The sequence below is a fragment of the Bradyrhizobium sp. WSM2254 genome (assembly GCF_000472645.1).
In the GTDB taxonomy this organism is placed as follows: Bacteria; Pseudomonadota; Alphaproteobacteria; order Rhizobiales; family Xanthobacteraceae; genus Bradyrhizobium; species Bradyrhizobium niftali.
On record NZ_AXAB01000023.1, the window covers coordinates 60,623 to 86,422 of the forward strand.

The 25,800-nt window shown below is 64.3% G+C and carries 22 protein-coding genes; 11 read left to right on the forward strand and 11 right to left on the reverse strand.

Annotated elements, in window-relative coordinates; genetic code table 11:
• Position 1 precedes the first annotated feature (1 nt).
• A complete protein-coding gene (locus A3M7_RS44415; protein ID WP_084302237.1) occupies positions 2-1,414 on the reverse strand; it encodes a CBS domain-containing protein in 1,413 nt (470 codons plus the stop codon).
• Positions 1,415-1,739: 325 nt separating this feature from the next.
• Between A3M7_RS44415 and A3M7_RS0117450 the strand changes: the two genes are divergently transcribed.
• The 3 genes from A3M7_RS0117450 to A3M7_RS0117460 are packed head-to-tail and all read left to right on the forward strand — an operon-like array spanning position 1,740 to position 4,376.
• Positions 1,740-2,801, forward strand: coding sequence for a Gfo/Idh/MocA family protein (locus tag A3M7_RS0117450; RefSeq protein ID WP_027545077.1), 1,062 nt, complete (start codon positions 1,740-1,742; stop codon positions 2,799-2,801).
• A complete protein-coding gene (locus A3M7_RS0117455) occupies positions 2,798-3,253 on the forward strand; it encodes an acyltransferase (RefSeq protein ID WP_027545078.1) in 456 nt (151 codons plus the stop codon). The genes A3M7_RS0117450 and A3M7_RS0117455 overlap by 4 nt, the downstream gene beginning before the upstream one ends.
• 25 nt (positions 3,254-3,278) lie before the next feature.
• On the forward strand, positions 3,279-4,376 hold the full coding sequence (locus A3M7_RS0117460) for a DegT/DnrJ/EryC1/StrS aminotransferase family protein (protein WP_027545079.1): 1,098 nt from the start codon (positions 3,279-3,281) through the stop codon (positions 4,374-4,376).
• Here A3M7_RS0117460 and A3M7_RS0117465 read toward each other — a convergent pair.
• Positions 4,373-5,596 carry a phenylacetate--CoA ligase family protein gene (locus A3M7_RS0117465; protein ID WP_027545080.1) on the reverse strand — a complete coding sequence of 408 codons (1,224 nt, stop codon included), beginning with the start codon at positions 5,594-5,596 and terminating at the stop codon, positions 4,373-4,375. The two genes, A3M7_RS0117460 and A3M7_RS0117465, sit on opposite strands and share 4 nt — an antisense overlap.
• An 86-nt stretch (positions 5,597-5,682) precedes the next feature.
• Between A3M7_RS0117465 and A3M7_RS0117470 the strand changes: the two genes are divergently transcribed.
• Complete coding sequence (locus A3M7_RS0117470; protein WP_027545081.1) at positions 5,683-6,837, forward strand: AGE family epimerase/isomerase; 1,155 nt, start codon at positions 5,683-5,685, stop codon at positions 6,835-6,837.
• A gap of 60 nt (positions 6,838-6,897) precedes the next feature.
• On the opposite strand, the gene A3M7_RS0117475 is transcribed toward A3M7_RS0117470, so the two are convergent.
• The 4 genes from A3M7_RS0117475 to A3M7_RS0117490 form a co-directional block, all read right to left on the reverse strand.
• Positions 6,898-7,737 (reverse strand): ABC transporter ATP-binding protein, encoded by an 840-nt coding sequence (locus tag A3M7_RS0117475; protein ID WP_027545082.1) that lies wholly within the window; start codon positions 7,735-7,737, stop codon positions 6,898-6,900.
• A gap of 145 nt (positions 7,738-7,882) precedes the next feature.
• The gene (locus A3M7_RS0117480; protein ID WP_027545083.1) at positions 7,883-9,166 is read right to left on the reverse strand and encodes an ABC transporter substrate-binding protein; all 1,284 of its coding nucleotides are present in this window, start codon (positions 9,164-9,166) and stop codon (positions 7,883-7,885) included.
• A gap of 46 nt (positions 9,167-9,212) precedes the next feature.
• The gene (locus A3M7_RS0117485; RefSeq protein WP_027545084.1) at positions 9,213-10,286 is read right to left on the reverse strand and encodes a branched-chain amino acid ABC transporter permease; all 1,074 of its coding nucleotides are present in this window, start codon (positions 10,284-10,286) and stop codon (positions 9,213-9,215) included.
• 3 nt (positions 10,287-10,289) lie between these two features.
• Positions 10,290-11,183, reverse strand: a complete 894-nt coding sequence (locus tag A3M7_RS0117490; protein WP_027545085.1) for a branched-chain amino acid ABC transporter permease — start codon at positions 11,181-11,183, stop codon at positions 10,290-10,292.
• Positions 11,184-11,266: 83 nt separating this feature from the next.
• Between A3M7_RS0117490 and A3M7_RS0117495 the strand changes: the two genes are divergently transcribed.
• Positions 11,267-11,632 (forward strand): endonuclease domain-containing protein, encoded by a 366-nt coding sequence (locus A3M7_RS0117495; protein WP_027545086.1) that lies wholly within the window; start codon positions 11,267-11,269, stop codon positions 11,630-11,632.
• Positions 11,633-11,694: 62 nt separating this feature from the next.
• Here the strand turns inward: A3M7_RS0117495 and A3M7_RS0117500 are convergent, their stop codons facing one another.
• Both A3M7_RS0117500 and A3M7_RS0117505 read right to left on the reverse strand, forming a co-directional pair.
• Positions 11,695-13,626 carry a long-chain fatty acid--CoA ligase gene (locus A3M7_RS0117500; protein WP_027545087.1) on the reverse strand — a complete coding sequence of 644 codons (1,932 nt, stop codon included), beginning with the start codon at positions 13,624-13,626 and terminating at the stop codon, positions 11,695-11,697.
• The gene (locus tag A3M7_RS0117505) at positions 13,623-14,444 is read right to left on the reverse strand and encodes an ABC transporter ATP-binding protein (protein WP_027545088.1); all 822 of its coding nucleotides are present in this window, start codon (positions 14,442-14,444) and stop codon (positions 13,623-13,625) included. Before A3M7_RS0117505 ends, A3M7_RS0117500 begins: the two co-directional genes overlap by 4 nt.
• Positions 14,445-14,781: 337 nt before the next feature.
• Between A3M7_RS0117505 and A3M7_RS0117510 the strand changes: the two genes are divergently transcribed.
• Positions 14,782-15,456 carry a Crp/Fnr family transcriptional regulator gene (locus tag A3M7_RS0117510; protein WP_027545089.1) on the forward strand — a complete coding sequence of 225 codons (675 nt, stop codon included), beginning with the start codon at positions 14,782-14,784 and terminating at the stop codon, positions 15,454-15,456.
• On the opposite strand, the gene A3M7_RS0117515 is transcribed toward A3M7_RS0117510, so the two are convergent.
• On the reverse strand, positions 15,453-16,700 hold the full coding sequence (locus tag A3M7_RS0117515) for an MFS transporter (RefSeq protein ID WP_027545090.1): 1,248 nt from the start codon (positions 16,698-16,700) through the stop codon (positions 15,453-15,455). The two genes, A3M7_RS0117510 and A3M7_RS0117515, sit on opposite strands and share 4 nt — an antisense overlap.
• A 290-nt stretch (positions 16,701-16,990) precedes the next feature.
• On the opposite strand from A3M7_RS0117515, the gene A3M7_RS0117520 reads away from it, so the two are divergent.
• From A3M7_RS0117520 to A3M7_RS0117535, 4 genes are all read left to right on the forward strand, one after another.
• Positions 16,991-20,314, forward strand: coding sequence for an adenylate/guanylate cyclase domain-containing protein (locus A3M7_RS0117520; RefSeq protein ID WP_027545091.1), 3,324 nt, complete (start codon positions 16,991-16,993; stop codon positions 20,312-20,314).
• Between the two features lie 21 nt (positions 20,315-20,335).
• Positions 20,336-21,016: a redoxin domain-containing protein gene (locus tag A3M7_RS0117525; RefSeq protein WP_027545092.1), complete on the forward strand. Its 681-nt coding sequence runs from the start codon at positions 20,336-20,338 to the stop codon at positions 21,014-21,016.
• Positions 21,017-21,048: 32 nt separating this feature from the next.
• Positions 21,049-21,729: a redoxin domain-containing protein gene (locus tag A3M7_RS0117530; protein ID WP_027545093.1), complete on the forward strand. Its 681-nt coding sequence runs from the start codon at positions 21,049-21,051 to the stop codon at positions 21,727-21,729.
• An 87-nt stretch (positions 21,730-21,816) separates the two neighbouring features.
• On the forward strand, positions 21,817-23,262 hold the full coding sequence (locus A3M7_RS0117535; protein ID WP_027545094.1) for an adenylate/guanylate cyclase domain-containing protein: 1,446 nt from the start codon (positions 21,817-21,819) through the stop codon (positions 23,260-23,262).
• Positions 23,263-23,295: 33 nt separating this feature from the next.
• Here A3M7_RS0117535 and A3M7_RS0117540 read toward each other — a convergent pair whose 3' ends face one another.
• Positions 23,296-24,138 (reverse strand): uroporphyrinogen-III synthase, encoded by an 843-nt coding sequence (locus tag A3M7_RS0117540; protein ID WP_027545095.1) that lies wholly within the window; start codon positions 24,136-24,138, stop codon positions 23,296-23,298.
• A 159-nt stretch (positions 24,139-24,297) separates the two neighbouring features.
• Here A3M7_RS0117540 and purU point away from each other — a divergent pair, with 159 nt between their 5' ends.
• Positions 24,298-25,161 carry a formyltetrahydrofolate deformylase gene (gene purU / locus A3M7_RS0117545; protein ID WP_027545096.1) on the forward strand — a complete coding sequence of 288 codons (864 nt, stop codon included), beginning with the start codon at positions 24,298-24,300 and terminating at the stop codon, positions 25,159-25,161.
• A 161-nt stretch (positions 25,162-25,322) separates the two neighbouring features.
• On the opposite strand, the gene A3M7_RS0117550 is transcribed toward purU, so the two are convergent.
• A complete protein-coding gene (locus A3M7_RS0117550; protein WP_027545097.1) occupies positions 25,323-25,607 on the reverse strand; it encodes a hypothetical protein in 285 nt (94 codons plus the stop codon).
• Positions 25,608-25,800: the final 193 nt, after the last annotated feature.

Here is a 25,800-nt window from a genome sequence, read left to right on the forward strand (position 1 = left end):
GTCAATGGTCCTTTGGACGGGCGGCTTCGGCAGCGGCCTGTCTGGACGAAGAGGGAAGGCGCGATTTCCATGTCCGCAGCCCGTTCTCCTCGAACATGATGCGCGAGCAGCTATGTCCCTGCTGTTCCAGCGCCGCGATGAGCTGGTAGCGTTCGAACGGACGGACGAAGAACATGAAGTAGCCGCCGCCGCCGGCGCCCAGCAGCTTGCCGCCGACGGCGCCGTTCGACTTGGCGAAATCGTAGATGGCGTCGAGCTCGCCTGAAGAGATCTTGGAGCTGAGCTTGCGTTTGGCGTGCCAGGCTTCGTCGATGAGGCGTCCGCAATCCAGCAGCCGGCCGCGAAGGAGATGCTTGCGGATCTCGCGCGTCACTTCCTTCTGCTTGGCAGCGGCGGTCACCGCGTCGGCCGTCGCGTGGTGCGCTTTCTGGTCGCGATGGATCGCGCCGGAGTCATGACCTGCGCCGCTGTAGCAGAGCACCAGGCTCTCCTCGAGCTCGGCAATGATGTTGGGGTCGAGACGCAGCGGTACGATGGTGTTCTGGTCGGAGGAGAACTCCATGTGGTTGAAGCCGCCGAACACGGTTGCATATTGATCCTGCCAGCCGCCGGGAATGTTGAGCATCAGCCGCTCGGCCTGGAACGCCATTTCCGCGATCTCGTGGCGATCCCATTGGTCGCCGCGGAATTCGTTGAAGCAGCCGATGATGGCGGAGGAGACCACCGCCGAGCCGCCGAGGCCGGAGCCGACCGGGAAGTCGGCGGAGACTTCGAGCTCGAACCCGTAAGTCGGCTTGATCAGGCGCACCACCGATTTGATCAGGGCGAGATCGCCGCCCGTGCCGAGCTCGGCGAGACTGCCGGCCTCGACCGTGCGGCGAAAGTCGTGCGAATAGATCCGGATTTGGGGATCGCTCCGGCGCCGCAACGTCGCGTGCGCATACATCTTGATCGTGGCGTTGATCACCGCGCCGCCGTCATTTTCCACGAAGTAGTGCGTGAGATCGGTGCCGCCGCCGGAGAAGGAGATGCGGACCGGCGAGCGGGCGCGGGCGAACACCTCGCTCTCCTCCGACAGGTTGAACAGCTCGCGGCTGAACACGTCGACCAGCCGGCCCTCGGTATCGAGGATGGGTACGACGTGCACGCGCTGGTCGAGCAGCTTGAGAATCTGCTCCCGCGGCCCCCCGGCTTGCGCCCAGACGAAGTTGTGGTTGATGCAGGCTGCCACCCGGTCGTGGATCGTGATGCCCGCCAGCATCCGCCGGCGGATGTCGCCATCGGTCACCGCGCCGACGATTCGTCCGCCCGGATCCTGCGCGAAGAGGATGCCGAGCCTGTTGGCGTTGAGGCGCCGGAAGGCTTCCTCAATCGTCTCTGTCTCGGCGATGGTGAGATGGCTCGTTTCTGCCAAGGGTATGGATCCAAAAAGGGGAAGGAATTTCAGGCCCTTAACCCCGCGGCGAGCCCGCCGAAAGCGTCGCATTTTTCGAGTTGTTAGATACGGCAGGGGGGCGGATCATGCAAGTTTCCCGGAATCGAGCGTGTTCGCCCCGCAAATGGGCGCGTCAGCGCCGGAACCGTTGTGGGGATGGATCGAGCTGCCCGGTCTACGGCTCGCCTTGCCTTGCCGTCTGCTTTGCCTGTAATTGACGAGCCTGGCACTTGCGGAAGGTCGGCTTTGCCTAGGTCGGCCCCGTCGCGATCACCGGCGTTTACCGGTATGATGAAGGCTCTGCATGATTAGATTTGGGCTGCTCGGCTGCGGGCGAATTGCCAAACGCCACTCCGACCTCTTGGGCGGCAATTACGTAGAAGGTGCGAGCCTCGTTGCGGTCTGCGATCCCGTCCGCTCACGCGCCGACGCCATTGCCGGAAAATTCCGCGTGCCGGCGGTCTACGACATGGATGACTTTCTCGCCCGCAAGGACATCGACGCGGTCGCGGTGCTGACACCAAGCGGGCTGCATCCGGCACACGTCATCGCTTGCGCCAAGGCCGGCAAGCATGTCGTCGTCGAGAAGCCGATGGCGCTCCGATTACAGGATGCCGACGACATGATCCGGGCCTGTGACGGTGCAGGCGTGAAGATGTTCGTCGTCAAGCAGAACCGCTTCAACGTGCCCGTCGTCAAGGCGCGTGAGGCACTCGATGCCGGCCGCTTCGGCAAGCTGATTCTCGGCACCGTGCGCGTGCGCTGGTGCCGCGATCAGGCCTATTACGACCAGGACTCCTGGCGCGGCACCTGGGCCTATGACGGCGGCGTGCTCACCAACCAGGCGAGTCATCACATCGATATGCTGGAGTGGTTCTTCGGCGACGTCGTCAGCGTGCATGCGCGCGGGATGACGGCGCTCGCGAAGATCGAGACCGAGGATACTGCGGTTGCGACGTTGAAGTTTCGTAACGGCGCTCTCGGAATTGTCGAGGCCACCACTGCGGCGCGACCGACCGATCTGGAGGGATCGCTCTCGATACTCGGGGAAAAGGGCACGGTGGAAATCTCCGGCTTCGCGGTCAATCAGATCCGGCATTGGCGCTTCGTCGACGAGCTGCCGTCCGACAAGAACGTGGTCGAAAAATTCTCGGTCAATCCGCCCAACGTCTATGGCTTCGGCCATCAGGCCTATTATCGCCATGTGGTCGACTGCCTGGTGAACCAGCGCGCCGCGCTGGTCGACGGGCTCGAGGGTCGCAAGAGCCTGGAACTGATCTCCGCTCTCTATGAATCCATTGAGACCGGCGCGGAGGTGCCGCTACGATTTACACCGCGGCTGAGCCGCCTGGGTGTCGTCACGTGAACAAGCCGGACATCCATCAGGCCGCTATTCGCGATGTCGCGTTCGGTGTCGGCGTCAAGGTCGTCGAGCCTTGCAATCTCTATGGCTGCAAGATCGGCGATGACTGCTTTGTCGGCCCGTTCACCGAGATTCAGAAGGGAGTGGTGATTGGCGCGCGCACCCGGGTGCAGTCGCATGCCTTTGTCTGCGAGCTGGTGACGATCGGCGAGGACTGCTTCGTCGGCCATGGCGTGATGTTCGTCAACGATACGTTTTCGGCCGGTGGCCCGGCGCGGGGCCGCAAGGAACTGTGGCGCGAAACGGCGATCGGCAATCGGGTGTCGATCGGCTCGAACGCCACCATCCTGCCGGTGAAGATCGTGGACGACGTCGTGATCGGCGCGGGCTCCGTGGTTACCAAGGACATTACGACGTCGGGCACTTATGCCGGCAATCCGGCGCGCCGGCTGTAGACCGGTAACTGAGGAAATACGATCGATGGCCGTGCCTTTTGCCGATCTGCATCTGCAGCATCAGACCATCAAGAGCGAGATCGATGCTGCAATCGCGGGCGTGATCGGTGATAGCGCGTTCATTCGCGGCAGCTATGTCGATGCCTTCGAACGGGAATTCGCCGAGGCAGCCCAGGTGAAGCATTGCGTGTCCTGTGCCAACGGTACCGATGCACTCTATCTCGCCATGAAGGCCCTGAAGGTGAAGCCGGGTGACGAGGTGATCACAACGGCGCATTCGTGGATTTCGACTGCGGCGATGATCACCCATGCCGGGGCTACGGTCGTGTTTTGTGACATTGACGGCGCGACCTTCACGATCGATCCGGCGGCGATCGAGGCTGCGATCACGCCGCGCACCGTTGGCATCATCCCCGTCCATCTTTACGGCCAGCCCGCCGATATGGACGCGATCATGGCGATCGCAGCCAGGCACGGATTGTGGGTGGTCGAGGATTGCGCCCAGGCGCATCTGGCGCGCTATAACGGGCAGATGGTCGGTACATTCGGCGCGGCCGCAACCTATTCGTTCTACCCAGGCAAGAATCTCGGTGCGATGGGGGACGCCGGCGCGGTGGTCACCAATGACGGCGGACTCGCCGAGCACATGACGATGTTGGCGCGCCATGGCGGGTTGGTGAAGCATCAGCACCAGATCGAGGGCATCAACAGCCGGCTCGATGGTCTGCAGGCGGCCATCCTGTCGGCGAAGCTGCCGCATCTGGCGGCCTGGACCGAGGCACGACAGGCCGCCGCGAAAGTCTACGACGCAGGACTCGGTCAAATCGAGGACATCGTGGTGCCCGCGATCGCGCCCAGGCGCAGTCACGTCTACCACCTCTATACGATCCGCCATCCGCGCCGTGATGCATTGGCCGCCCATCTCAGGGCCAATGACGTGCATACGGCAATCAACTACCCCACTGCATTGCCATTTCTGCCCGCCTATCAGCGGCTCGGGTACCGCACGGAGCAATTTCCAAACGCATATCGCGACCAGGCGCAGATCTTGTCGCTCCCGATGTTTGCCGAAATCACCCGTCCGCAGCAGGACGAGGTGATAGACTTGGTTCGGAAATTCTAGCGCTCGTCCGCGATCACCTTGCCGTCGTTCGGCAGCGTGCCGGGGCCGACCAGCTCGACCGCGCCTCCGAGCTTTGTCACCATCCGCAGTGTGCTCGCGATCTCCTCGCGCAGAGCCTCATTTGCTGCCGCCGTTTCCGCTTTCAGCGTCATCGCATCGGTCTCGCCCTGGCGCGTGACGACGAGACGCAGGCGGCCGAGCGCGGAATGCCGCTTGCCGATCTCGGCGACCTGCTCGGGACGGACGAACATGCCCTTGACCTTGGTGGTCTGGTCGGCGCGGCCCATCCAGCCCTTGATCCGCACGTTGGTGCGACCGCATTTGCTTGGGCCCGGCAGCGCCGCGGTGAGGTCGCCGAGGGCGAGACGAATCCAGGGATGGTGCGAGTCGAGCGAGGTGACGACGATCTCGCCGACGTCGCCTTCCGCAACGGGATCACCGGTGCCGGGCTTGACGATCTCCATGATCAGGCCTTCGTTAACGACCATGCCCTCGCGCGCCTCCGTCTCGAAGGCGACGAGACCGAGATCGGCGGTGCCGAAGGCCTGGTAGGCGTCGATGCCGCGCGCCTTGATCTCGGCCTGGAGCGAGGGCGGGAAGGCCGCACCCGAGACCAGCGCACGCTTGATCGAGGAGACGTCGCGGCCCGCGGTCGCCGCTGCATCGAGCAGGATCTTCAGGAAGTCCGGCGTGCCGCTATAGCCGACCGGACGGTAGGCCTCGATCAGCTCGAATTGCTGCTCGGTATTGCCGGGCCCGGCCGGGATCACCGCACAGCCGAGCGCGCGCGCGGACGAGTCGAAGATGAAGCCGCCGGGGGTGAGGTGGTAGCTGAAGGTGTTGAGCACGATGTCGTCGGGCCGGAACCCGGCCGCGAACAGCGCCCGTGCGCCGCGCCAGGGATCGGCCTGCCGGCCCTCCGGCTCGAAGATCGGACCCGGGGAGGTGAAGAGCCGCGCGAACGAGCCCGGTGCCGCCGCCACGAAGCCGCCGAAGGGCGCGGAGGCCTTGTGCAGGGCCGGCAGTTCCGACTTGCGCAGCACCGGCAGGCACGCCAGCGCCGCGCGCGTGGTCACCGTGGCCGGATCCAGCCCCTTGAGCCGGTCGGCATAGGCGGGCGCCGTCATCGCGCTGCGCAGCACGCCCGGCAGGCGCGAAAACAGCTCTGCCTCGCGCGCGGCTTGCTCGCGCGTCTCGAGGGCGTCGTAATGGGCGGTCATGGCTGATCTTTCCGGGTTGGCATCCGTTGCACGCCGCCGCTGGCATGGGTATCAGACGGCCATTGTCGGGACGTGGAGAGAGCGAGATGGCGGACGAGCGGATCATGGCGGCGGAGGAGACGGCCGGCGTCGTCGCGCGCCTGAAACGCCGCATGATCGACGAAGCGATGCCGCTGTGGTCGACCGTCGGCTGGGACCATGTCGCGGGCGGTTTCATCGACCGGCTGCACCGCGACGGCACGGCGGATGCCGCCGCGCCGCGGCGGGTATTCGTGCAGGCCCGCCAGATCTACTGCTACGCCAAGGCGGCGCAGATGGGCTGGTATCCGGAGGGGCGCGCCATCGCGCTGAAGGGGCTGGAGCACCTGCTGGCACGCGCGAAGGCGCCCGACGGCCGGCCGGGCTATGTGCACCGGCTGACGCCGGATGGCGCGGTGCTGGACGCCCGGCGCGACGCCTACGACCACGCCTTCATCCTGTTTGCGCTTGCGACCGTCTACGCGCTCGACAAGGACGCGCAGGTTCGCGCCGAGATCGACGCGCTGCTCGCCTTCCTCGACGGCCATCTGCGCTCGCCGCATGGCGGCGTCCACGAGGGGCTGCCGTTCTCGCTGCCGCGGCGGCAGAACCCGCACATGCACCTGTTCGAGGCGATGATCGCGTGCTTCGACGCGACCCACGATCTGTCGTTCCAGAACCGCGCCGGCGAATTCTTCGCGCTGTTCCTCGCCAATCTCTACGACAAGCAGAGGCACATCCTGACCGAGTATTTCGAGGAGGACTGGTCGAAGATCGAGCCGGTCAGTGTCGAGCCTGGCCATCAGGCGGAGTGGGTCTGGCTGCTGAAGGGATTCGAGCGCATCACGGGTTGCCCGACCGGGCAGCGACGTGCGGAGCTGCTGGCCAGCGCGCTGCGCTATCGCGACGATGCGACGGGCTGCCTGACCGACGAGGGTGATGCCACCGGCCACATCCGCCGCAGCACGCGCCGGCTGTGGCCGCAGACCGAGATCGCGAAGGCGTGGACCGCGCAGGCCGAGTCCGGCGAGGCGGGCGCGGCGGATGAGGCGCGCGCGGCCCTGGTGCGGCTCGAACGGCATTATCTCAGCCATCCCGTGAAGGGCGGCTGGTACGACCAGTTCGATCGCGACGGCAAGTCGCTGGTCGACACCATTCCTGCGTCGTCGTTCTATCATGTTCTCTGCGCAGTCACGGAAGCGGAGCAGGTGCTGGAAGGTTAGAGTTCTCTTGTTTTGACGCGTTTTCTTCACGCGAACCGGTTCCCACTTCGCTTGAAAACGCTATAACCATCGCTTGCGCCGCTTGAAGCTCTTGAGGTTCTTGAAGCTCTTGCGCTGGTCGCCGGCGCCGCCGAGGTAGAATTCCTTGACGTCCTCATTGTCGCGCAATTCGTCCGCGGTGCCGTCGAGCACGACCTTGCCCTGCTCCATGATGTAGCCGTGGCTCGCCACTGACAGTGCGGCGCGCGCGTTCTGCTCGACCAGCAGGATGGTGACGCCGAGGTCGCGGTTGATCTTCTGGATGATGGAAAACACCTCTTTCACCAGGAGCGGCGACAGGCCCATCGACGGTTCGTCCATCAGTATCATCTTCGGGCGTGCCATCAGTGCACGGCCGATCGCGAGCATCTGTTGCTCGCCGCCGGAGAGATAGCCGGCAAGGCCGGTGCGCTCTTTCAGGCGCGGGAAATAGTTGAAGACCATGTCGATGTCGGCATCGACCTCGCGGTCCCTGCGGGTGAAGGCGCCGAGCTTGAGGTTCTCCAGCGACGTCATGTCGGCGACGATGCGGCGGCCCTCCATCACCTGGAAGATGCCGCGGCGGACGATCTTGTCGGGATCGATGCCGTTGATCCGCTCGCCCTCGAACAGGATCTCGCCGCGCGTGACCTCACCGTCCTCGGTCTTGAGCAGCCCCGAGATCGCCTTCAGCGTCGTCGACTTGCCAGCGCCGTTGGCCCCGAGCAGCGCCACGATCGCGCCCTTGGGCACGTCGAGGCTGAGGCCGCGCAGCACCAGGATGACGTCGTCATAGACGACCTCGATATTGCGCACGCCGAGAAGGGGCGGCGCGGGGACGATGCTGGGCGAGGGACGACTGGCTTCGGCGATCTCGGTCATGCGTCAAAGTTCTCCGTAGTCGTCGCCCGGCTTGACCGGGCGACCCAGTATTCCAGAGACGCCCGAGACCCATTGAGAAGCCGCGGCGTACTGGATCCCCCGCTTTCGCCGGGGATGACAGTTGTGCGTGAGGTGAGTGCCGGGCTCACCACCCCAGCAACTCCGCCTTGCGCGGCAGCTCCACGGTCTTGACCTTCTCGAGCTTGATCGTGCCCTTGGCCATGAGATCGTTGAGGTCGCCGTCGGTCGCGCCCGCGATCTTGGTGCGATAGAGGTCGACTTTCAGCGTGCCGCGGTGGTCCTTGTCGGTCCAGGTCGAGGGATTGCAGACGCCATCCATTCCGGCCGGCACCCAGTCCTTCTTCTGGTAGAAGCCCTTGGCGACGTTCTCGCCGGTGGCGCCGCCGTTCTTTGCGGCCCAGTCGAGCGCTTCCTTCATGTACAGCGCCGAGCAGACCGCCGCGATGTAGTGCACGGGCCGGTAGACCTTGCCGGTCGGGTCGGACATCTTGGAGATCTCCATCACCGTCTTCATGCCGGGCGCATCGCCGCCCCAACTCACCGCCGTGCGCAAGGGGAAGATCACGCCATTGGCGGCATCTCCGGCCGTCTTGGCGGCATTCTCGTCCATGCCCCAGACATTGCCGAGGAACTGGATGTCGACGCCGGCGGTCTTGCAGGCCTTCAGGACGGAGATGTTGGAAGCCGCGGTGTTGCCGAGATAGGCGTAGTTAGCACCCGAGGATTTCAGGCTCAGGCACTGCGCGCTGTAGTCACCCGGTGTCAGCGCGAACACCAGCGGCGGCAGCACTTCGAGCCCGAGCTCCTGCGCCATGGCCTCGCCGGCGGCCTTCGGCGCGTTCGGATAGGGGTGGTTGGCGCCCATGTGGACGAATTTCGGCTTGCCGGGCTTGCCCTTGGCCTTCCAGTCCTCGGCCGCCCACATCAGCATCGCGCGCAGCGAGTCCGAATAGCTCGGGCCGTAGAAGAAATTGTAAGGAGCGGGCTTGGCCTTGCCGCTGACGCCTTCGGGATCGGTCAGCGCGGCGGCATAGGAGCCGGAGAGGTCGGGGATCTTGTCCTGCGCGAGGAAGCCGGTCAGCGCTTCGGTGTCCGCGGTGCCCCAGCCCATGATCGCCGCGACCTTGCTGTCGGGCGCCGACCATTTCTTGTAGAGCGCGATCGCGCGCGGCACCTGGTAGCCGTAGTCGTTGGTGTCGACGTTGATCTGCTTTCCGCCGACGCCGCCGTTCTTGTTGACCCAGGCGAAGGTGTCGGCGACGGCCTGTCCGTAGGGCGTGCCGACGTCGGAGGTGCCGCCGGAATAATCGGCGAGATGCCCGATCGCGATCTGCGCCTGCGCACTCGCCGAGAATGCGGCGATCGCGAGGGCGAGCGATGCGGTGGTCAAAAGGGATTTTGTCTTCATTGGTTGCCTCCTCCTGTTTATTCGTTGATTAGCAAGTTGCCCGTTCTCAATGCGAGAACGGGTAGAGTTTCCAATACGCCTTGATCTGCCGCCAGCGATGGGCGAGCCCGTCCGGCTCGAACATCAGGAACGCGATGATGATCACCCCGATCGCGATCTCGCGCAGGAAGGTGATGTTGTTGTTGAGCGACAGCGCCTTGTCGATTGCGCCGCCCTTCAGGTAGAGGCTGAGGAATTCCATCGTTTCCGGCAGCAGCACCACGAAGGCGGTGCCCATCAGCGTGCCCATGATCGAGCCGGTGCCGCCGATGATGATCATGGCCAGGAACAGGATCGAACGCTCGATGCCAAAGCCTTCCTGGGAGACCACGAGCTGGTAATGCGCATAGAGCGCGCCGGCGATGCCGGCGAAGAAGGCGGCGAGGCCGAACGACAGCGTGCGGTATTTGGTGAGGTTGATGCCCATGATCTCCGCGGAGAGATAATGGTCGCGGATCGCAACCAGCGCGCGGCCGTCGCGCGTGCGCATCAGATTGGTGACGAGAATGTAGCTCGCCAGCACATAGGCCAGCACGACGTAGAAATACTGCTTGTCGCCGCGCAAGGTGAAGCCGAAGATCGAGAACGGATTGGCGCTGGCCGGCACCGAGCCGCCGGTGAACCATTCGGCGCGGGAGAAGAAGTCGAGCAGGATGTATTGCGCGGCGAGCGTCGCGATGACGAGGTAGAGCCCCTTCAGCCGCGCCGCCGGAATGCCGAAGATCAGCCCGACCAGCGCGGTGACGACGCCCGCAAGCGGGATCGCGAAGAACACCGGGATCGGCGCATTGTTGGAGATGTAGGCCGAGGTGAAGGCGCCGAGCAGGAAGAAGGCGGCGTGGCCGATCGAGATCTGGCCGGTGAAGCCGACCAGGATGTTCAACCCGAGCGCCGCGATCGAGAAGATGCCGATCTGGATCAGGATGCTGAGCCAGTAGCCGCCGAGGAATTGCGGCACGAGGCAGAGCAGCAGCACGCCAATGATCGCAAAGTTGCGGCTGGTGGCCGTCGGGAAGATCGTGGTGTCGGCCGCATAGGAGCTGCGGAAATCACCAGCGGGGATGAGGGCAGGGCCGGCCATGGGTCAGATCCGCTCGATGTCGTGGGTGCCGAACAAGCCGTAGGGCTTGATCATCAGCACGATGATGAGGACGTAGAACGGTGCGATCTCGTAGAGATTGCCCCAGTGCAGATACTCGCTGTCGACATATTGCGCGATGTTCTCGAGCAAGCCGATGATGATGCCGCCGAGCACCGCGCCGCCGACGGAATCGAGCCCGCCGAGGATCGCCGCCGGAAACACCTTGATGCCGTAGGCGGCGAGGCCTGACGATACGCCGTTGACGACGGCGACGACGACGCCCGCGACCGCAGAGACGGTGGCCGAGATCGCCCAGGCCATCGCGAAGACGCTTTTGACGGAAATGCCGAGCGACTGCGCGACCTGCTGGTTGAACGCGGTGGCGCGCATGGCAAGGCCGTATTTGGATGCGCGGAAGAACCAGGCCATGCCGATCATCATCGCGACCGAGACCACCAGGCTCATGACATAGACGGTCTGGATCTGAAGCCCGAACAAGCTGACCGACTGGCTCTCGAACACGCGCGGGAACGGCTGCGGGTTGACGCCGAACATCCATTTCAGCGTGGCCTGGAGCACGGTCGAGAGCCCGATCGTCACCATGATCACCGAAATGATCGGCTCGCCGATCATCGGCCGCAGGATCAGGACCTGGATGGCGATGCCGAACACGAACATGAACACCAGCGTCATCGGCATTCCGATCCAGAACGGCACCTGATATTTCGCCAGCAGCGCCCAGCACACCCAGGCGCCGACCAGCAGCAGCTCGCCTTGCGCGAAGTTGACGACCTGCGTCGCCTTGTAGATCAGCACGAACGACATCGCGACCACGCCATAGAGCGTGCCGACCACGAGGCCGTTGACCAGGAGCTGGATGAGGAAGGCGGTGTTCATGTGATATGCTGTCCTTCGCCTCTCCCCGCTTGCGGGGAGAGGCCGACGCGCGGAACGCGCGGCGGGTGAGGGGGAGCCTCCGCATGCGCGGTGCTGATGAGTCCAAGACCGGGCGCGCAAGAAGCCTGCGAGCTGCATTGACGGATGCGGAAGGGGCGCTGTGGTATCGCCTGCGCGCCCGCCGGCTGAACGGCTACAAATTCGTTCGGCAGGAGCCTATCGGGCCATACACGGTAGACTTCATCTGTCGCGAAGCTCGCTTGATCATCGAGGTGGACGGCGGGCAGCATGCGGACAGTCCGCGCGACGTCACTCGCGACAAATGGCTTGCCGACCGCAACTATCGGGTCCTGCGCTTCTGGAACAACGACGTGTCCCGTAATTTGTCCGGCGTCCTCGAGACGATTGTCACCGCCCTCGCGGAGGCTCCCCCTCACCCGGATCGCTGACGCGCTCCGGCCTCTCCCCGCAAGCGGGGAGAGGCGAAGGGCAGCGGTGCCTGCGCTCAAGTTCACTCCGCAGCCTCCGCCAGATGCCCACGCCCGCCGAGATCCACCACCCGCAGTGTGGTGCGCACCCGCTGCGTGGTGCCGTCCTGGAAGCGGATCACGGTGTCGACGGGGATGTCGGCATCGCCGCGGTAGATGGCGTCGATGATGCCGGCGTATTTCTCGTTGATGACGCTGCGGCGCACCTTTCGGGTGCGGGTGAGCTCGCCGTCGTCGGCGTCGAGCTCCTTGTAGAGCAGCAGGAAGCGCGAGATGCGCTGCGCCGGCGGCAGCGTCGCGTTGACGGTCTCGACCTCCTTCTGGAGCAGCGTGTAGACCTCGGGCCGCGAGGCGAGATCGCTGTAGGTCGTGAAGGAGAGGCGGTTCTTCTCCGCCCATTTCGAGATGATGGAGTAGCGGATGCAGATCATCGCCGCGAGCGCGTCGCGCCCCGAGCCGAGCACGACGGCTTCGGCGATGTAGGGCGAGAATTTCAGTTTGTTCTCGATGAACTGCGGCGAGAAGCGCTCGCCGCGGGAGGTTTCCGCGAGATCCTTGATGCGGTCGATGACGACGAGCTGGCGGTTGGCGTTGAAATAGCCGGCATCCCCCGACAGCATCCAGCCATCCTTGATATCGGCAACGCTCGCCTCGGGATTCTTGTAATAGCCGAGGAACATGTTGGGATGCCGCACCACGATCTCGCCGACGCCGTGGACGTCGGCATTGTCGATGCGGATCTCGACGCTGTCGGCCATCGGCACACCCGTGGTGTCGGGGTCGACCTTGCCCTCGGGATGCAGCGTGTAGGCGCCCAAAAGCTCGGTCTGGCCGTAAAGCGTGCGCAGCGGCACGCCCATCGCCTGGAAGAACTTGAAGGTATCGGGCCCGAGCGCCGCGCCGCCGGTTGCGGCCGAGCGCAGGCGGGTGAAGCCGAGCCGGTCGCGCAGCGCGCGGAACAGGACGGCGTCGGCAAAGCCGGAGCGCTGGCCGTGTTGGAGCGCGGCAAGACCGCTTTTCATCCCGATATCGAACAGGCGCTGCTTGAAGGGCGTGGCGTCCATCACCCTGGCGCGAACGTCGGCGGCGATCGATTCCCAGACGCGCGGCGCAAACAGCACGAACGTCGGCGCTATCTCGCGCAGATCGTTCATCATCGTATCGGGCTCTTCGACGAAGTTGATCTTCATCCGGCACAAGAGGCCTTTGCCGAGCACATAGACCTGCTCCATGATCCACGGCAGCGGCAGCACCGAGACGTATTCGTCGTCCGGTCCCTTGGGGTCGAAGGCAAGATAGGTAGCGCAATGGCCGAGCACGCGGCCGGCGGCGAGCATTGCGAGTTTTGGATGCGAGGTGGTGCCCGACGTGGTGCAGAGGATTGCGACGTCCTCCCCCTTGGTCGCATCGACGAGCTTGTCGTAAAGCCCCGGTTCGCGCGCAGCGCGGGCGCGGCCGAGCTCGGCGAATTTCTCCGCCGACAGCAGCCTGGGGTCGTCGTATTTCCGCATTCCGCGCGGGTCGGAATAGATGATGTGCTTCAGATCGGGCACGCGGTCGGCGAGGGTGAGCAGCTTGTCGACCTGCTCCTCATCCTCGGCGAAGACGAGCTGCGCCTCGCCATAATTGAGGAGATAGGAGGCTTCTTCGTCCAGCACGTCGCGGTAGAGCCCGAGGCTCAGGCCGCCGATCGCGTGGGTGGCGATTTCCGCCGCGACCCAGTCCGGCCGGTTGTCGCCGATGATGCCGATGACGTCGTTGCGCCCAAGGCCGAGCTCGACGAGGCCGAGCGCGAAATCGCGCACGCGCGTCTGGTAATCGTTCCAGGTGAAGACACGCCACAGCCCGAGATCCTTTTCGCGCAGCGCGATCTCGTTGCCATGCTCCCTGGCGTTGAGCCGGAGCATTTTGGGATAGGTATCGGCCTGCGCGACGCGGCCTGCATAATCCATCATGCCGCGCTCTCCTGCGCCGGCGGAGCATCGTCGGGATCGACCAGCACCTCGTCCTCTTCGCCGAGATAGGCGCGCCTGACGTGGGGATCGGCGAGCACCGCACCCGGATCGCCCTCGGCGATCTTGCGGCCGAAATCCAGCACCATGACGCGGTGAGAGATGTCCATCACCACGCCCATATCGTGCTCGATCATCACCACCGTCATCCCGAATTCCTCGTTGAGATCGACGATGTAGCGGGCCATGTCCTCCTTCTCCTCGAAGTTCATGCCGGCCATCGGCTCGTCGAGGAGGATGAGGCGCGGCTCCAGCGCCATGGCACGGGCAAGCTCGACACGCTTGCGCAGGCCATAGGAGAGGGTGCCGGCTTGCGCCTTTCGCACCGACTGGAGGTCGAGGAAGTCGATGATCTCCTCGACCTTGCGGCGATGCGCGAGCTCTTCCTTGCGCGCGCCGGTGAGCCAGTAGAGCGAGCCCGTGAGGAAATTGTTCTTCAACAGGTGATGGCGGCCGACCATGATGTTGTCGAGCACGCTCATGTGGTGGAACAGGGCGAGGTTCTGGAAGGTGCGGCCGATGCCGAGCGAGGCGCGGGCGTTCGGCGTCAGGCCGGTGATGTCGCGGCCCTGATAGAACAGCTGGCCCTCGGTCGGCTTGTAGCGGCCGGAAATACAGTTCACGATCGAGGTCTTGCCGGCCCCGTTGGGGCCGATGATCGAGAACAGCTCGCCGTCCCTGATGGCGAAGCCGACATCGGTCAGCGCACGGACGCCGCCGAATCGCAAGGACACGCCGCGCACTTCAAGACTGGTAGCCACCAAACAAATCCCTCCCGGTGATGGCGCTTGATTGGCGCTCTTCGTCGGTTCCTGTCGGGCGATCCTAGTACGGTCGTGTCGGCCAGACCATGCAGCTATTGGTCTCGACCGGACCCGTGAGGCTCTCGTTCCCGTTAGGGGATCAAAAGCCGCATCGCCCGAGGTGGTTCTCAATAGGGGAAAGCGCTATTTTGAAATGTCTCCGGCCTGACAATTCTGCGACAAAGTTTTTCAGGCGGTGGCGGTCTTCATCTTTCGTCGGATGGTGGCCGAAGCGGTCGTGCTGCAGTGCAACAGAAGGACGGAGTGACGAAACGGTGCGGCTGGCTTCGGGATCATGATTTCAGAGGATCAACTGAAGCGCATCGCCGCCTGGTCGCGCGAGCTCACGCAAGCGGAGATCGAGGTCGCGCGCGCGGGGATCACGGAGCGGTCCTACGGCACCGGCGAGGCCGTGTTCATGCGCGGCGACACGTTCGACTATTGGGCCGGCATGGTCTTTGGCCTTGCCCGGATGGGCGGGGTGTCGCGCGACGGCAAGGAGACGAGCCTTGCCGGGCTGACCGCGGGGGCCTGGTTCGGCGAGGGCAGCGTGCTCAAGAACGAGCCGCGCCGCTACGACGTGGTCGCGCTGCGCAACAGCCGTGTCGCGCTGATGGAGCGCAGCGCCTTCATGTGGCTGTTCGAGAACAGCGTCGGCTTCAACCGCTTCCTGGTGCGCCAGCTCAACGAGCGGCTCGGCCAGTTCATCGGCATGCTCGAGGTCAACCGCACCTTGGACGCCACCGCGCGCCTCGCCCGCGGCATCGCCTCGCTGTTCAACCCGATCCTCTATCCGGAATCGACCGCGCATCTGGAGATCACCCAGGAGGAGATCGGGGCGCTCTCCGGCATGTCCCGCCAGAACGCCAATCGCGCGCTGAACCGGCTGGAGAAGGAGGGCCTGCTGCGGCTCGAATATGGCGGCGTTACCATCCTCGATGTCGAGCGGCTGCGCGGGTACGGGGACTAGCGCGCATTGGCGGGGGCGTGCACGGGCCAGAGGTCGGCGCGCCAGCGCAAGGCGATCGCAATCGCGATGAAGCCCGACGCGGCATAGAGCGAACCCGTCGCGGAATAGCCGATCACGTCGATCAGGCTGCCGGCTGCGAGCAATCCGATCGGCAGGCCGTAGATCACCATCATGCGCACGCCCATCACGCGGCCGCGCAGATGCGCGCTCGCCGTGCGCATCAGGATCACGGCGGCCGAGATCATCGACATGCTCTGGGCGATGCCGGCGAGAGCAAGGCAGGCCATGGCCACCGGCATGGTCCTGATTTCGACGAACACCAGCAGCATGGCGTACCAGGCCAGCGTCGCGCCTATCAGCAGCCGGGCAATGCGCAGTCCGCCGACGAGGCTGAGCGTGATTGAGCCGATCAGCGAGCCGACGGCGAAGCTCGCCGACAGATAACCGAGGCCGGTCTGGTCGGTATGAAAGATGTCCCGCGCGATGTAGGGCAGCAATCCGCCTGTGAAGGGAAATGCGGTGAGATTGGCGAGGAAGGCGACGCACAGCGCGGCACCCATTCCAGGGCCATTCCAGGCGTAGACAATCCCTTCCTTCAGCTCGTCGAGCAGCTTTGAAATGGCGTGGCTGTTCGCCGGCAGGTCCGTCGTGGCAACGGTCCTTTTCGGTCGGGTCAGGCAGGACATGAGAATCGCGGCCACGAGGTAGAGGCTTGCGACTGCCGCATAAACCAATCCAATGCCGAGCACGGCGAAGAGGCCGGCGCCTGTCAGCGCTCCGGCAATGCGGGCGCTATCCTGGGTCGTGCGTGACATGCTGATCGCGCTGACCAGCTGCTCGGCCGGCATGATGTCGGCGAGCAATGCGCTGCGAAGGCCGAGATCGGAGGAGCGGATCAGGCCCATGATCGTCACGATGATCATGACCTTGAGCGGCGCCAGGTGGCCGGTGAGCGCCAGGACCATAATGGTGGAGGCCAGCGCCGTATAGGTAAGGCGCAGCACGACAAGGAGATCGCGATGACCCATGCGGTCGCCGATCATCCCGAGCGCCGGTGCAATCAGCGTTCCGACATATTGCAGCGACGCGAGAATGGTCAGTAGCAGCACCGATCCGGTCTCGACCAGGATGTACCAGCCGAGCACCAGCGTTTCGATCTCGAACGCCCAGGAGGTGAGCAGGTCGGATGGCCACTGGAAGCGATAGTTGCGGATGCGGAATGGCGCGAGTGCGGATGTGCTCAAGATGCGATGACGGGTGTCACGGCGATTCCCCCTTATTTTTGTTCTTCTGTTCGGCAGGGTAGCCCCGGCCATGCCCCTGTCAATTGGCGCTACCGCATGCCGCCATGCTTGCCGACGACGCGCGGTGCGCCAGTGCGCCCGCAGCATCGCTTCCTCGCACAGCCATACGGAAGGGGTAGACCAACCACGCTTGCTCTTCCCGTGCGACGAGGCCATGCTTGCCTGGTTCCTGGGCCCGTCCGGCAGGTCCTGTAGAATGCGCCATCGCGGCTTCCGCGAGGTCTTGACCCATGAACTGCTCTTGCTGTGGTCTAGAGGTCCAGAGCGGCTTTGCCTTCTGCCCGAAGTGCGGCACGAAGCAGCCGACCGCGTGCCCTGGCTGCGGCTTTCCATGCGCGCCGGATTTCGCCTATTGCCCGAAGTGCGGCGCCTTCGTCGCTGAGGTCCTCACAGGCGGTGGGCAGGCATCGGCGCGGACGAGCCCGACGACGCTCCCGATCCGGTCCTCCTCTCCGCCGCTCGCGCCGACGGAGGAGGCTCAGGCCGCATTTCGACCTCAGTCCGACAAGATCGACAGCGAGGCGAACCGCCGCACTATCACCGTGCTGTTTGCCGACCTCAGCGGCTTCACGGCGATGAGCGAGCGACTCGACCCCGAGGTCATGCAGACGCTCCAAAACGAGTTGTTCGAGGAGTTGACGGCCGCGGTGCAAAGCTTTGGCGGCTTCGTGGACAAGTTCATCGGCGATGCGCTGCTTGCTCTGTTTGGTGCGCCGGCGGCGCACGAGGACGACCCGGAGCGGGCGGTGCGCGCTGCCCTCGACATGATCGACCGGACGGCGCGCCTCAGCGAACGCGCGAAGGCGTATGCAGGTTCACCGCTGCTGCTCCATGTCGGCATCAACACCGGGCACGTCGTCGCGGGCGGGCTCGGTGCGGGCGTTGCCAAATCCTATTCGGTGACCGGCGACACGGTGAATACCGCCCAGCGACTGCAGTCGATGGCGGCTCCGGGCGAGGTGCTGGTCGGGCCGTTGACCCACCGTCTGACGCGGCACGCGTTCTCCTATGACTCGCTTGGCGAGGTCTCGCTCAAGGGCAAGATGGGCAGCGTACTGGTCCACCGTCTGAAGGAGCCGCTCGACACGCCCCGTGCGGCGCGAGGTCTCGACACGCTGGGCCTCAATGCGCCGTTGATCGGGCGCGACGCCGAGCTTGCGCGCATGATCGGCAGCCTTGATCGCGCGTGCGGCGGCGCAGCTCAACTGGTGCGGCTGGTCGGTGAAGCCGGCATCGGGAAAACGCGCCTGGTCAGGGAGTTCGTCGCGCGCATCCGCGATCAGGATCGATTTGCAGGCGTGGCGATCCGGCAGGCGGCGTGCTCGCCGCTCGGCGAACAATCCTACGGCACACTCGCCGCCGTGCTGCGCAGCGCCTATGGCATCGCGCAAAAGGCGAGCGCCACAGAGGCGGAGGCGAAGGTCGCCGAAGCGCTGTCGGAGCTTGGCCTTGCGACTGACGAGGCCGATCGCCTGATGCCGCTCTATCTGCACGTACTCGGCCTCGGCGACCCCAACGCTGTGCTCAGGCATGTCGAGCCCGAACAGCTCCGCCGGCAGATATTCTTCGCGATTCGCACCGTCTTCGAGCGCCGCCTCGCGCTGTCGCCACTGCTGATCATCGTCGAGGATCTGCATTGGGCCGATGCGGTGTCTCTTGAAGCGTTGCGCTTCCTGATGGACCGACTGGAGCGGACGCGGCTGATGCTGCTGTTTACGCACCGGCCGATGCTGGAACTGGACCAGTTCGGTTCGAGCAGGATCAGTCACGCAACCCTCCGGCTGCCCCCGCTTGGCGACGCCGACGGACAAAAGCTGCTCGCGGCCTATTTCAGTCACGGTTGGCGTGAACCACCGGGACGTCTGTTCAGTCGAATCCTCGATCGCGCCGGCGGCAATCCGCTTTTCCTCGAGGAGATCATACGCGGCCTGATCGAAGCCGGCACCCTGCAGCGCGACGGCGCGCAGTGGCGGATGACGTCGGACGAAGCCGCCGCCGATATTCCGGCAAGCATTCAGGCGTTGTTGCTGGCGCGTCTCGACCGGTTGCCGCATCAGGTGCGCCGCCTGGCACAGGAGGCCGCGGTGATCGGCCCGCGTTTTGATGCGGCTGCTCTCGCTGCGGCGGCAACCGAGCCGGCGAGGGTGGAAGCAGGGCTCGAACTTCTGTGCGACGCGGAAATCGTCGAGGAGATCGCGGGCTCGAACTCGATTTCGCTGCGGACCTACCGCTTCACGCAAACCATGCTTCAGGACGTGATCTATCAAAACCTGCTTCTGCAGCGCCGGATCGAGCTGCATGGACGGATTGGTGGGGCGCTCGAGAGGCTGTACGGCCATGAGCCCGAGCGCCTCGAAGATCTCATCCTGCTCGGACATCACTTCAGCCTGAGCGCGAGCAAGCCGAAAGGCGCGCGCTATCTGCGCGCGGCCGGCGATCGCGCGCGCGCCAGCTATGCCAATGACGATGCCATCCGTCTCTACCAACAGGCCCTCGCCGTGCTGTTGACCGGCGGCGAACGGGAGCCGCAACGTCTGGTCCTGTACGAGCGGATTGCGGACCTCTGTGGCGCGGCTGGCCGCCGGAACACGGCCGAGGAGCACTATCAGAGCGCGTTGGAGGGGCAGCGCGCCATACAGGACCGGATCGGGGAAGCGCGAATTCTTCGCAAGCTTGGCCGATTGCTGTGGGACGCCGGCAAGCGGATCAAGGCAGAGACGCATTACGCCGAGGCGGCCAAACTGCTTGGAGGGACCGACGCGCCCATCGAGTGGGCGCATCTCTTGCAGGAGCGCGGCCGTCTCGCGTTTCGGACGGGCGATCACGTGGCCGCCGCAAGATGGGCAGACGAGGCGCTCGGCCATGCGCGGTCCGTACCGGCGGACGCGGACGAGCAAAGCGGGCTCGAGGCGGCACGTGCCATTGCGGAGGCCCTCAACACCAAGGGAGTTGCGCTGGCGCGGCTTGGACGACACCAGGAGGCAGTGCGCGAGGTGGAGCAAAGTGTCGCAGCCGCCGAAGCCGCCGGCCTCCTGAACGTTGCCTGCCGCGGCTACACCAATCTCGGCGTGCTCTACACGATCGTCGATCCGGCGAAGGCCGTGGAGGTTTGCCGGCGCGGGCTCGATGTCGCGCGTCGTATCGGCGATCTCGGCTTCCAGGCGCGCCTGCTTGCCAATTTTGCCGTTGCCTGTTGCACCTTCACGGACAGATGTACCGAGGAAGGGGTGCCGGCTGCCGAAAAGGCGATCGAAATCGACCGTGCGCTCGATCAGCGCGAGCATCTCTCCGTGCCCTTGATCGTGCTCGGGCAAATCCACCAATGCCATTTCCGCCCCGATCTCGCCGCCCGCTGCTACAACGAGGCAATCGAGGTGGCGAACGAAACCGGCGAACCGCAGCAGCTTTTTCCATGCTATGATGGTCTCGCCACGCTGAGCCTTGATCGAGGCGACATGCCCGAGGCCGACCGGTATTTCGCCCTGGCCCACGATGTCTGCGCCCGCCACGGGCTTGATCCCGCCGGGCTGATCGTGCTGCCATTTCTTGACTAGGTCATATGAAGGAGTTCAACCATGTCAGAACTTCATGTCGACGGACCGCTTCAACCGGGCGAACGCGCACCGAACATCGTGCTGGATGCCATCACGCGCGAGGGAAAGATTGCGCTCGAGGATTTTCGCGGGCAGAGCCCGATATTGATCGGCTTGTTTCGAGGGCTGCACTGCCCGTTCTGTCGGCGCCATATCGCGGCACAGGCGCAACTTGGCGCAGCGCTGCACGAAAAGGGCGTCGAAAGTCTCACGGTCGTGAATACGCCCATCGAACGNGCGCGGCTCTACTTCCGCTATCATCCATTGCCCNATCTGCTCGCCGCGTCCGACCCCGAGCGGGTCTCGCACCGTGCGTTCGGCCTGCCCAATCTCGAGTTTACGGAGAACGAAACCGAGTGGCCGCGCAAGGTGGGCATGGATGTGGTGAGAAGCATGCAGGTCGAAATTCCGGGCGAATTATCCGGACCGATGAATCGACTGGCGGCGTTTGACTACCTCAACAAAAAGGACGGTTACGAGATCATGGAAGCCGACAAGCACATGGAAGCAACCGGCCTTGGCCAGTTGTTTGGGCAGTTTCTGCTCGATCGCGAGGGGATTGTGCGCTGGAGCTTCACCGAGATTCCTGACGGAGGCCAGCACATGTTCGAGGCGCCGAGCCCCCGGGAGTTGATGTCGGCTGCCTCGCAGGTGGCAGGCTAAGCATCGTTAGCTAAAAGTGAGGGAGTTCAACCATGTCAGAACGTCATGCCGATGGACCACTTCAACCGGGCGATCGTGCACCGAATATTGTGCTGGACGCCATCACACGCGAGGGAAAGATCGCGCTCGAAGATTTTCGCGGGCAGAGCCCGATATTGATCGGCTTGTTTCGAGGGCTGCGCTGCCCGTTCTGTCGGCGCCATATCGCGGCACAGGCGCAACTTGGCGCAGCGCTGCACGAAAAGGGCGTCGAAAGTCTCACGGTCGTGAATACGCCCATCGAACGCGCGCGGCTCTACTTCCGCTATCATCCCTTGCCCAACCTGCTCGCCGCGTCCGACCCCGACCGGGTCTCGCACCGCGCGTTCGGCCTGCCCAATCTCGAGTTTACGGACCACGAGACCGAGTGGCCGCGCAAGGTGGGTATGGACGTCATCATGAGCATGCAGGTCGACATGCCCGGCGAAACGTCGGGGCCGATGAATCGGTTGGCGGCTGCCGAATACCTCAACAAAAAGGACGGCTACGAGATGATGGAGGCCGATCAGCGCATGGCGGCAACCGGCCAGGGCCAGCTGTTCGGCCAGTTCCTGCTCGATCGCGAGGGGATCGTGCGCTGGACCTTTACCGAGGTTCCTGAAGGCGGCCAGCGCATGTTCGGGGCTCCAAGCCCTCAGGAGTTGATGTCGGCCGCCTCGCAGGTGGCGAGCTAGGCATCGTCGCCTGGTTGGCGGTGCAAATGCCGCGCTCAACGCGCTGCAACCATTCCGGCTCGTGACTCGCAATGACTCAGGCGCACGATGACCAACATCCAGGAGCGACTCCTCGAAAGCAAGATGACCGAGATTGAGCAGGCCCGATCCTGGAGCCCACGCGTGATCTCGAAATTTGAAACGCTTATCAGGAGCGGTGACGATCTCTCGCTCTACCGGATCAATCCCCTGGCGTTCGCGCGTGATCGCGCCATTACCGAGGCGGAAAGCATCGACCTGTTTCTCCATGCGACCAGGAGCGGGTTGTTCGAGATGAGTTGGGACGTTGTTTGTCCCCAGTCCGGCATGGTGCTCGACAGCTTTGGCGCTCTGCGTACCCTGAAGACCCATTACGTTTGCGGCCTCTGCGACGTCAGCGGTGAGACCAACCTCGACGATTTCATTGAGGTTACGTTTACGGTCTCGCCGCACCTCCGGCGGATTCCATTTCATGATCCTCATTCCCTTTCGATCGAGGATTTCCACTGGAAGCTTCGTTTCTTGGGCGACGCGCGCATGCCCGGTCAGCAGGTCCGATTTCTCGATTTCCTGCGTGGATTGGTTCGCGGACTTGCGTTCTTGCCGCCGGGCTCGACCACATCTCTTCGCGCCGACCTCGGTCCCGGTGCCCTGGCCGGCGTCAACATCCAAACGCAGGCTGCATTCGTGGTCTCGGTCGCAGGCGAACCCGCAACCGCGCCGACCGTCCTGCGGGTCGGATATGATGCGCGGCGCTTTTCGCCTTCGCTGTCCGTCGTCCCGCCCGGCCCCGTTGTGATCGACGTGGAGAACTCCGGCGCAGTGCGAGGCTCATTGCTCCTGATCAATTGGCCGCCCGAAGTCCTGGCCCAGACGACCAAGCCTGCGCTCGAGTTCGAACCGTATATGTCAGGCGGCATGTTACTTGCGCGACATACCTTCCGCCGCCTGTTCCGCTCGGAACGCGTCGACGAGCGGGAAGGCCTCGGCATCCGGCAGGTGACCTTGCTGTTCACGGATCTCAAGGGTTCGACCGCGATGTACGAGCGTCTCGGTGATCTGAATGCCTATGCCCTGGTCCGCGAGCATTTTGCCTTGCTGGGAGCGACCGTCCAGGCGCATTCCGGCGCCATCGTCAAGACGATCGGGGATGCCGTGATGGCGGTCTTCTCCCGCCCGACAGACGCGGTCTCTGCGGCGTTGCATATGCTCGGAGAGATAGAACGCTACAACAGCGAGCATGGCGATCCGAGCATCATCCTGAAGATCGGAGCGCATTGTGGTCCGTCGATTGCAGTGACCCTCAATGAAAATCTGGACTACTTCGGGCAGACTGTGAATGTTGCGGCGCGCGTGCAAGCGTTGGCCGATGCCGGCGAAATCTGTCTCTCGGAAGCGCTTTATTCGGCGCCGGGCGTCAGTGGCCTCCTCGCAGGCCACGCCATCGTTGAGTTTGATGCACCTCTCCGCGGCGTCGAAGGAAATGCGTGCGTCTATCGTGTCGTGCGTGGTTAGGATCCTGCTTCGGCACGACCGTGCTAGAGATTCTCAAGTCACCGGTACTTTCGGCTTCTTCTCCGCCAGCGCTGCCGCCATCGCCGAAATCAGCGGCCGCATGAAATACGCATCTTCCGCCGGTGCGATGTCCGTGCGCAGGCCATGCGCAGCGAGCTCGCCCGACACGGCAGGGCCCACCGACGCAATCAGCGTCCGCTCCAACCCTGCGTGCAACCTCGCTTCGCTGCCATGCGCCTTGGCGGCTTCGATCAGGCGGCGGACCTGGCCGAGATTGGTCAGCGCGATGGAATCGATCCGCCCCTCCGCCATGTCGTCGATGGCGGCGACGATGTTGGCATCCGCCGCCTTGGGATCGTAGACATAGGGCAGCACGGTATCGACCTCGGCGCCTTGCGCCGAGAGTGCGCCGGTCAGTGCGCTGTGGTCCTTGTCCGGATAAAGCTGGAGGCCGAGGCGATGCCCCTTCAGGTCGAGCTTGCCCAGCATCTCGATCACGCCCTCGGTGGTCGGCTTCTCCGTGGTCTGCTGCGCCTCGAGCGAGATCTCGCGCAGCGCCTTGCCGGGCTTCGGCCCGCGGGTGAATTTACGCGATTTGGCGAGGGCTGCGACCAGAGCCTGGTCGAGACCACGGGCCCGCGCGAGCTTCATGATCCGCCGCAGGCCTTCGCCGGTCATCAGCACGAGATCGTCAAAGGGCCTGTCGATGGCACGTCGGATCCAGGCCTCGACCGGGGCAGGGTCCGGCGCATCGTGGATGGTGAACATCGGGCACTGCACGACGTCGGCGCCTTGCTCGGCGAGGAGCTTTGAGAACTGCGCCTCCTCGCGCGTTTCCAGGATCAGGATGCGGTAGCCGTTCAAGCGGTCGGCCATGGGCGTGCTCCGGTATAAATCGCAATTGTCCGTTCATCCTGACTCTGCGTTTCAGGTAGAAGCAAGTCTTGGGATTGGCGCAAGGGCGGGGTCGGTGATAGAGCAGGGCGCAAATCGCGGGTTGTTCCGCATCATTTGCCCAAACCTTCATCAAGAGCCATGCCCGATCATCAATATGTCCTGACCCTGTCCTGTCCGGATCGCCCCGGCATCGTCTCGGCGGTGTCGACCTTCCTGGCCCACAACGGACAGAACATTCTCGACGCGCAGCAGTTCGACGACGTCGAGACCAAGAAGTTCTTCATGCGGGTGGTGTTCACCGCCGCCGATCTCGCCGTGGAGCTGTCCGCGCTCCAGACCGGCTTTGCCGCGATCGCGGAGCGCTTCGGCATGGAGTGGCAGATGCGCGACCGCGCCGCGCATCGCAAGGTGATGCTGCTGGTGTCGAAGTCCGACCATTGCCTGGTCGACATCCTCTATCGCTGGCGCACCGGCGAATTGCCGATGGTCCCGACTGCGATCGTCTCCAATCATCCGCGCGAGGCCTATGCCGGGCTCGATTTCGGCGGCATCCCGTTCCACCATCTGCCTGTCACCAAGGAAACCAAGCGCGAGCAGGAGGCGCAGATCCTCGATCTCGTGGCCAGGACCGGGACCGATCTCGTCGTGCTGGCGCGCTACATGCAGATCCTGTCGGATGATCTGTCGGCGAAGCTCGCCGGCCGCTGCATCAACATCCACCACTCGTTCCTGCCGGGCTTCAAGGGCGCAAAACCCTATCACCAGGCCCATGAGCGCGGCGTCAAGCTGATCGGCGCCACCGCGCATTACGTCACGCGCGACCTCGACGAGGGTCCGATCGTCGACCAGGACGTCGAGCGCATCAGCCATCGCGACACGCCGGAAGATCTCGTCCGCAAGGGTCGCGACATCGAGCGCCGCGTGCTGGCGCGCGCGATCCGCTATCACCTCGACGACCGCGTCATCCTCAACGGCCGCAAAACCGTGGTGTTCATGGATTGATATGCCTTCACCTCTCCCCGCTTGCGGGGAGAGGTCGGATTGCATCGAAGATGCAATCCGGGTGAGGGGGACTGTCCGCGAGTCCAACTGTCACCGTCCCCGTGGAGACTCCCCCTCACCCCAACCCTCTCCCCGCAAGCGGGGCGAGGGAGCGCACCGTCTCAGCGCACCGCGTTGCCTGAGGTCACGCCCGTCGCGCCCTTCTGCGCCTGCTCTTCCTTCTCGCGATCAGCCGCGGGCATTAGCCGCTTGCGCTCGCGCTCCTTCATGTAGGCGTCGTATTGCGGCGTGCCTGCCCGCGGCGGGGCGTCGGCCGGCAGGCCGCCGGCCCATTGCGGCACGTAATCGCCCATGCCGGAGGACAGCTTCTCATTGACCGTGCCGCAGCCGGACAGTCCTGCGGCAAGCGCGAGGAGGGGCAGGAGGGAGCGGAAAGGCTTAGGCATTGTGGGGACGCGCGGGTTCGGTCTGGTTGGACGCCGGGTCAGGCTGGCGCCGAGAGAGTAGCCTTCAACAAGGTAAAAGAGACTTATTCGAGGTAGGTAATAAGTTACCGAGTTGGAGCCGACCCGGGGCCCCGGATGTACCAATTCTGCAAAAGAAAGACGAAATCTTCCATCCACGCGGCCCGTCGCGTTT

Excerpts from the sequence above, each read along its gene's own strand:
- A3M7_RS0117530 (WP_027545093.1), top strand. The coding sequence starts at position 21,049 with ATGTCAGAACGTCATGCCGATGGACCACTTCAACCGGGCGATCGTGCA.
- purU (WP_027545096.1), top strand. The coding sequence starts at position 24,298 with ATGCCCGATCATCAATATGTCCTGACCCTGTCCTGTCCGGATCGCCCC.
- A3M7_RS0117450 (WP_027545077.1), top strand. The coding sequence starts at position 1,740 with ATGATTAGATTTGGGCTGCTCGGCTGCGGGCGAATTGCCAAACGCCAC.
- A3M7_RS0117510 (WP_027545089.1), top strand. The coding sequence starts at position 14,782 with ATGATTTCAGAGGATCAACTGAAGCGCATCGCCGCCTGGTCGCGCGAG.
- A3M7_RS0117460 (WP_027545079.1), top strand. The coding sequence starts at position 3,279 with ATGGCCGTGCCTTTTGCCGATCTGCATCTGCAGCATCAGACCATCAAG.
- A3M7_RS0117520 (WP_027545091.1), top strand. The coding sequence starts at position 16,991 with ATGAACTGCTCTTGCTGTGGTCTAGAGGTCCAGAGCGGCTTTGCCTTC.
- A3M7_RS0117540 (WP_027545095.1), bottom strand. The coding sequence starts at position 24,138 with ATGGCCGACCGCTTGAACGGCTACCGCATCCTGATCCTGGAAACGCGC.
- A3M7_RS0117475 (WP_027545082.1), bottom strand. The coding sequence starts at position 7,737 with ATGACCGAGATCGCCGAAGCCAGTCGTCCCTCGCCCAGCATCGTCCCC.
- A3M7_RS0117500 (WP_027545087.1), bottom strand. The coding sequence starts at position 13,626 with ATGATGGATTATGCAGGCCGCGTCGCGCAGGCCGATACCTATCCCAAA.
- A3M7_RS0117535 (WP_027545094.1), top strand. The coding sequence starts at position 21,817 with ATGACCAACATCCAGGAGCGACTCCTCGAAAGCAAGATGACCGAGATT.
- A3M7_RS0117485 (WP_027545084.1), bottom strand. The coding sequence starts at position 10,286 with ATGGCCGGCCCTGCCCTCATCCCCGCTGGTGATTTCCGCAGCTCCTAT.
- A3M7_RS0117490 (WP_027545085.1), bottom strand. The coding sequence starts at position 11,183 with ATGAACACCGCCTTCCTCATCCAGCTCCTGGTCAACGGCCTCGTGGTC.
- A3M7_RS0117480 (WP_027545083.1), bottom strand. The coding sequence starts at position 9,166 with ATGAAGACAAAATCCCTTTTGACCACCGCATCGCTCGCCCTCGCGATC.
- A3M7_RS0117465 (WP_027545080.1), bottom strand. The coding sequence starts at position 5,596 with ATGACCGCCCATTACGACGCCCTCGAGACGCGCGAGCAAGCCGCGCGC.
- A3M7_RS0117495 (WP_027545086.1), top strand. The coding sequence starts at position 11,267 with ATGCGCGGTGCTGATGAGTCCAAGACCGGGCGCGCAAGAAGCCTGCGA.
- A3M7_RS0117470 (WP_027545081.1), top strand. The coding sequence starts at position 5,683 with ATGGCGGACGAGCGGATCATGGCGGCGGAGGAGACGGCCGGCGTCGTC.
- A3M7_RS0117550 (WP_027545097.1), bottom strand. The coding sequence starts at position 25,607 with ATGCCTAAGCCTTTCCGCTCCCTCCTGCCCCTCCTCGCGCTTGCCGCA.